Here is a 5,709-nt window from a genome sequence, read left to right as displayed (position 1 = left end):
CCTCGATGCGGGAAACAACCAACGGCCAATCGTGATCGTCGACGCTGATGTCCATTCAAAGCTTGAATCACAATCAGCCAGAAAGGGGAATCCATTATCTTAGCGCCTATGGGCGAAGGCCGGGATCTTGCGCCGGTAAGGGCGCCGGGCAGCGGCTGCCCGGCCCGCCTACCCGCATGGGGGGCTGCCTCAACCTTTTTATAACCGCGACAATTCGCAAGGTGGCGGGCGTCCAGGGCGCCGCAACCGGGCGTGAGCCGCGGCGCGCACCGCGGCCCGCCCGAAAAAAACAATCAGGGAGGAGAGGTCGAGCCATGACCGCACGAGCCGCCGGACAGCGTGAGGCGTCGACGCCTCACGGCATCATCGTCCGCAAGATCCCCTTTGCCTTCGACGAGGGGATCGAGCCGATCTGGAATCCGGCGCAGCCGGAATGGAGCCATATGGTCAATGGCGCCTCCCTGACCATGCCCTATCTCGAGCCCTTCCTGATCCGGACCATGCGCGAGGCCATGGCCCTCGTCGACGATCCGGGTCTGAAGGAAGATGCGCGCGGCTTCATCGGCCAGGAGGGGCAGCATTTCCAGAACCATCGCCGCTACAACGAAATGCTCAAGGCCAGGGGCTATCCGGAACTGGCCGAGGTCGAGGACGAGATGGAGGCCGACTACATACGCTTCCAGAAGAAGTCCCTGCGCTGGCGCCTCGCCTACACGGCCGGTTTCGAGACCATGACCGTCGGCCTGACGGAATGGTTGATCACCAATCGCCGCGCCTTCTTCGCCGACGCCGATCCTTCGGTCACCTCGCTCGTGCTGTGGCATATGGTCGAGGAGACCGAGCACAAGACGGCGGCCTTCGATCTCTATCAGGCCGCCTTCGGCGATTACTGGCCGCGCGTGTGGGGCGTCTTCTGCGGCAGCCTTCACGTCATCAAGTGCAGCCGCAAGGCCTATATCCTGATGCTGGAGCGGGACGGCCGGTGGCGCAACGGGCGCAGCCGGCTGCGGGTCTGGCGCCGGGCGGCGGACATGCTGTGGAATGTCGGCAAGGTCCTGGTCGGCTCGATGATGCCGGGGCATCACCCCAGCCGGGTCAGCGATCCCGCCTGGGTCCGGCAATGGGCCGATGCCTATGCCGGCCTGCCCGAGAACCATATTCCCCTGCTCGACACGCGCGATCCCGAAATCCCGGCGCGCTTCGCCTGAGCGGCAATAAAAACGACAAGAAGGAGAGGAAAATGGCGTCTTCACCCGAGATTTCGAGGCTGCAAAGGGTCCTGATCGGCCATGGCGCGCTGCTGCTGTTCGCGGCGGGGGTCATCGGTTTCGGCTTTCTGTTCTTCCTGATGGGCAAGATCGCCCTGTGGCCGATCCCCGGGGAGATCGATTATCAGATGCCGGGCACCTATGACGCCTGGCGCATGGCCCATATGGAAGGCATCGCCAACGGCCTGCTGCTGTGGCTGACGGCGGTGGTGCTGCCGCTGCTGCCCTTCGCCTTCAAGGCGCGCAAACGCATCGCCTATGGCATGATCGTCATCGGCTGGACCATCGTCGTCGCCTCGGCCATCGATCCGCTGTTCCCCGACAGCCGGGGCCTGCAGTTCGGCGGCCCGATGACCAATCAGATCGCCTTCTTCCTGTTCTATGTCGGCGTGCTCGGCGCCATGGTGGTGCCGGCCCTCATCGCCTATCGCTGCCTGCGCCCGGCCAAAACCGAGGCGGCGGCGCTGGAAACGGCGCGCGAGCGCGTGGCGTAAGACACGAAAAAGCCCGCCCCGGTCGGCCGGAGCGGGCTTTTGAAGGACGAGAGCCCTCGGGCTTACGCCTTCAGGATCGAGCGACCGGCGTAGCGGGCGATATTGCCCAGCTCTTCCTCGATGCGGATCAGCTGGTTGTATTTCGCCGTGCGGTCGGAGCGGGCGAGCGAGCCGGTCTTGATCTGGCCGCAGTTGGTGGCGACGGCGAGATCGGCGATGGTCGAATCCTCGGTCTCGCCCGAGCGGTGCGACATCACCGCCTTGTAGCCGGCGCGGTGGGCCATATCGACCGCTTCCAGCGTCTCGGACAGGGTGCCGATCTGGTTCACCTTCACGAGGATCGCATTGGCCGTGCCGGCCTTGATGCCGTCGGCGAGGCGCTTCGGGTTGGTGACGAACAGATCGTCGCCGACCAGCTGGACTTTCTTGCCGATGGTCTCGGTCAGCAGCTTCCAGCCGGCCCAATCGTCCTCGGCCATGCCGTCCTCGATCGAGACGATCGGATAGGCTTCGACGAGACCCTTCCAGTAATCGACCAGGGCGGCCGATTCCAGCACCTTGCCCTCGCCTTCCAGGTGGTACTTGCCGCCCTTGAAGAATTCGGTCGAAGCGGCGTCGAGCGCCAGGGTGACATCCACGCCCGGCTTGTAACCGGCCTTCTCGATCGCCTTCATGATGAAGTCGAGGGCGGCCACGGTGCCGTTCAGATTGGGGGCGAAGCCGCCCTCGTCACCCACGTTGGTCGAGAAGCCGGCGGTCTTCAGCTCGGCCTTCAGGCGGTGGAAGATCTCGGCGCCCATGCGCACGGCGTCGGCCACGGTCTCGGCGGCCACCGGCTGGATCATGAATTCCTGGATGTCGATCGGATTGTCGGCATGGGCGCCGCCGTTCACGATGTTCATCATGGGGACCGGCAGCACGCGGGCGGTCGGGCCACCGATATAGCGGTAGAGCGGCACGCCCTGCTCTTCCGCCGCCGCCTTGGCGATCGCCATGGAGACGCCGAGGATGGCATTGGCGCCGAGGCGGGCCTTGTTCGGGGTGCCGTCCAGATCGATCATCTGGGCGTCGAGCGAAAGCTGGTCTTCCGCGTCCTGGCCGGCGAGGGCGTCGAAAATCTCGCCGTTCACGGCTTCGACGGCCTGCAGCACGCCCTTGCCCATGTAGCGGGTGCCGCCATCGCGCTTCTCGTTCGCCTCATGGGCGCCGGTCGAGGCGCCCGAGGGCACGGCGGCGCGGCCGAAGGCGCCGGATTCGAGGACAACGTCCACTTCGACGGTCGGGTTGCCGCGGCTGTCCAGAATCTCGCGGGCGTGGATATCGACAATGCCGGTCATCTTGAGAATCCTCGAAATCAGGCTTGCTGTTTTGCGTTATAGGCCTTGGTCAGGCGGTCCAGATCGACGAGGCCGGCAAGAATGCCTTCGATCTTGTCGAGCGGCACCATGTTGGGGCCGTCGGAAGGCGCGCTGTCCGGGTTCTCGTGGGTTTCCATGAAGACGCCGGCGACACCGACCGCGATGGCGGCCCGGGCCAGCGTCGGCACGAAGCGGCGATCGCCGCCCGAGGTGGTGCCCTGCCCGCCGGGCTGCTGCACCGAATGAGTGGCGTCGAAAATCACCGGGTGTCCGGTCTCGGCCATGATCGGCAGCGAGCGCATGTCGGAGACCAGCGTGTTGTAGCCGAAGGAGGCGCCGCGCTCGCACAGCATCGTGTTCGGATTGCCGGTCGATTCGATCTTGGCGGCGACATTCTTCATGTCCCAGGGTGCCAGGAACTGGCCCTTCTTCACATTGACCGCCTTGCCGGTCTCGCCGGCGGCGATCAGGAGATCGGTCTGGCGGCACAGGAAGGCCGGGATCTGCAGCACGTCGACCACTTCGGCGACCGGGGCGCATTGGTCGGGCAGATGGACGTCGGTGATCACCGGCAGGCCCAGGCTTTCCTTGACCTCGGCGAAGATCGAAAGCGCGGTGTCGAGGCCGATGCCGCGGTTCGACTTGACCGAGGTGCGGTTGGCCTTGTCGAAGCTCGACTTGTAGATCAGCCCGATGCCGAGGCGGCCGGTGATCTCCTTCAGCGCCGCCGCCATCTCGAGGGCATGGCCGCGCCCTTCCATGGCGCAGGGCCCGGCGATCAGGGTGAAGGGCAGATCGTTGCCGATGGTGAGGTTGCCAACGGCGACATGGCGCGGCGCGGTCATCTGCCTTCTCCTTGGTGATCAGACCAGACGGGACTGGTCGAGTGCGGCCTTGATGAAGCTGGCGAACAGCGGATGCGGATCGAAGGGCTTCGACTTCAGCTCGGGGTGGAACTGTACGCCGATGAACCAGGGATGATCCGGGATCTCGACGATCTCGGGCAGCTGGCCATTGGGCGACAGACCGGAGAACAGCAAGCCGTGCTGCTCGAGACGCGGCACGTAATTGATGTTCACTTCATAGCGGTGGCGGTGGCGCTCGCTGATCTGCGTCGTGCCGTAGATCTGCGCGGCGTGGGAGCCCGGCTTCAGCACCGCGTCATAGGCGCCGAGGCGCATGGTACCGCCCATGTCGCCTTCGGCGCTCCGGGTTTCCTTCTCGTTGCCGCGCACCCATTCGGTCATCAGGCCGACGACGGCTTCGTCGCAGGGACCGAATTCGGTCGAGGACGCGTGGGCATAGCCGGCGAGATTGCGCGCCGCCTCGATCACCGCGATCTGCATCCCGAAGCAGATGCCGAAGTAAGGCACCCGGTGATTGCGCGCGAAATTGGCCGCCGCGATCTTGCCCTCGACCCCGCGATAGCCGAAGCCGCCGGGAACGAGGATGCCATCGACCTCCTCGAGGTGGGCGACCGCGTCTTCCTTCTCGAAGGTCTCGGACTCGATCCACTCGAGATTGACCTTCACGTTGTTGGCGATACCCCCGTGGTACAGGGCTTCGGCCAGCGACTTGTAGGCGTCCTTGAGGCCGGTGTATTTGCCGACGATGGCGATCGTCACCTCGCCCTCGGGCTGGGTCCAGCGGCGTTTGATTTCCTGCCAGCGGGCCAGGTTCGGCGCCGGGGCCGTGAGGCCGAAAGCATCAAGGATGCGGTCGTCGAATTTCTCGGCGTGATAGGAAATCGGCACTTCGTATATCGAGCCGACATCCAGCGCCTGGATGACATTCTCGGGCCGGACGTTGCAGAACAGCGCGATCTTCCGGCGCTCGCTCTCGGGCACTTCCCGATCGCAGCGGCACAGGATGATGTTCGGCTGGATGCCGATCGAGCGCAGCTCCTTGACGGAATGCTGGGTCGGCTTGGTCTTCAGCTCGCCGGCGGACGGGATATAGGGCACCAGGGTCAGGTGCACATAGACCGCGTGCTGGGGCGGCAGATCATTGCCGAGCTGACGGATCGCCTCGAGGAACGGCAGGCTCTCGATGTCGCCGACCGTGCCGCCGACCTCGACCAGGACGAAATCCGTGTCGTCCGTATCGGCGAGGACGAATTCCTTGATCGCGTCGGTGACATGCGGAATCACCTGCACGGTGCCGCCCAGATAGTCGCCGCGCCGCTCCTTGGTCAGGATGGTCTGGTAGATCCGGCCGGTGGTCACATTGTCGGACCGCCGGGACGGAACGCCGGTGAAGCGCTCGTAGTGGCCGAGGTCGAGGTCGGTTTCCGCCCCGTCGTCGGTCACATAGACTTCGCCGTGCTGATAGGGACTCATGGTCCCCGGATCAACGTTGAGGTAGGGGTCGAGTTTCCTCAAGCGAACGGAAAAACCCCTGGACTGCAGCAGGGCACCGAGTGCCGCCGAAGCCAGACCTTTGCCGAGCGAGGAAACCACGCCGCCGGTGATGAAGATGAACCGCGCCATGGGCGTACAGCATACCAAATGGCGCCGTCGTTACTCAACGACGGCGCGTTGCACCAAGGGTTTCCGTCAGTTAGCCGGGGCCGGGGGAACGGCGTCCGGG

Annotated in this window: 5 protein-coding genes; 2 read left to right on the top strand and 3 right to left on the bottom strand. The window is 64.9% G+C overall.

Features of this window, described 5'->3' with window-relative positions:
- The first annotated feature begins 314 nt into the window (after window positions 1–314).
- Together WAZ62_RS00850 and WAZ62_RS00845 are read left to right on the top strand one after the other, a co-directional pair.
- Window positions 315–1,208 carry a metal-dependent hydrolase gene (locus WAZ62_RS00850; protein WP_422641641.1) on the top strand — a complete coding sequence of 298 codons (894 nt, stop codon included), beginning with the start codon at window positions 315–317 and terminating at the stop codon, window positions 1,206–1,208.
- A 32-nt stretch (window positions 1,209–1,240) separates the two neighbouring features.
- Window positions 1,241–1,762 carry a hypothetical protein gene (locus WAZ62_RS00845; RefSeq protein WP_422641640.1) on the top strand — a complete coding sequence of 174 codons (522 nt, stop codon included), beginning with the start codon at window positions 1,241–1,243 and terminating at the stop codon, window positions 1,760–1,762.
- 62 nt (window positions 1,763–1,824) lie between these two features.
- On the opposite strand, the gene eno is transcribed toward WAZ62_RS00845, so the two are convergent.
- From eno to WAZ62_RS00830, 3 genes are read right to left on the bottom strand one after another with little or no spacing between them, the layout of a single operon-like run.
- Window positions 1,825–3,099, bottom strand: coding sequence for a phosphopyruvate hydratase (gene eno / locus WAZ62_RS00840; RefSeq protein WP_422641639.1), 1,275 nt, complete (start codon window positions 3,097–3,099; stop codon window positions 1,825–1,827).
- A 17-nt stretch (window positions 3,100–3,116) separates the two neighbouring features.
- Window positions 3,117–3,965: a 3-deoxy-8-phosphooctulonate synthase gene (gene kdsA / locus WAZ62_RS00835; RefSeq protein ID WP_422641638.1), complete on the bottom strand. Its 849-nt coding sequence runs from the start codon at window positions 3,963–3,965 to the stop codon at window positions 3,117–3,119.
- 18 nt (window positions 3,966–3,983) lie between these two features.
- Window positions 3,984–5,609: a CTP synthase gene (locus tag WAZ62_RS00830; protein ID WP_422641637.1), complete on the bottom strand. Its 1,626-nt coding sequence runs from the start codon at window positions 5,607–5,609 to the stop codon at window positions 3,984–3,986.
- Window positions 5,610–5,709 lie beyond the last annotated feature (100 nt).

Source organism: Zavarzinia sp. (assembly GCF_049306435.1).
Classification (GTDB): Bacteria; Pseudomonadota; Alphaproteobacteria; order Zavarziniales; family Zavarziniaceae; genus Zavarzinia.
This window is presented reverse-complemented; position numbering and strand designations above follow the sequence as displayed.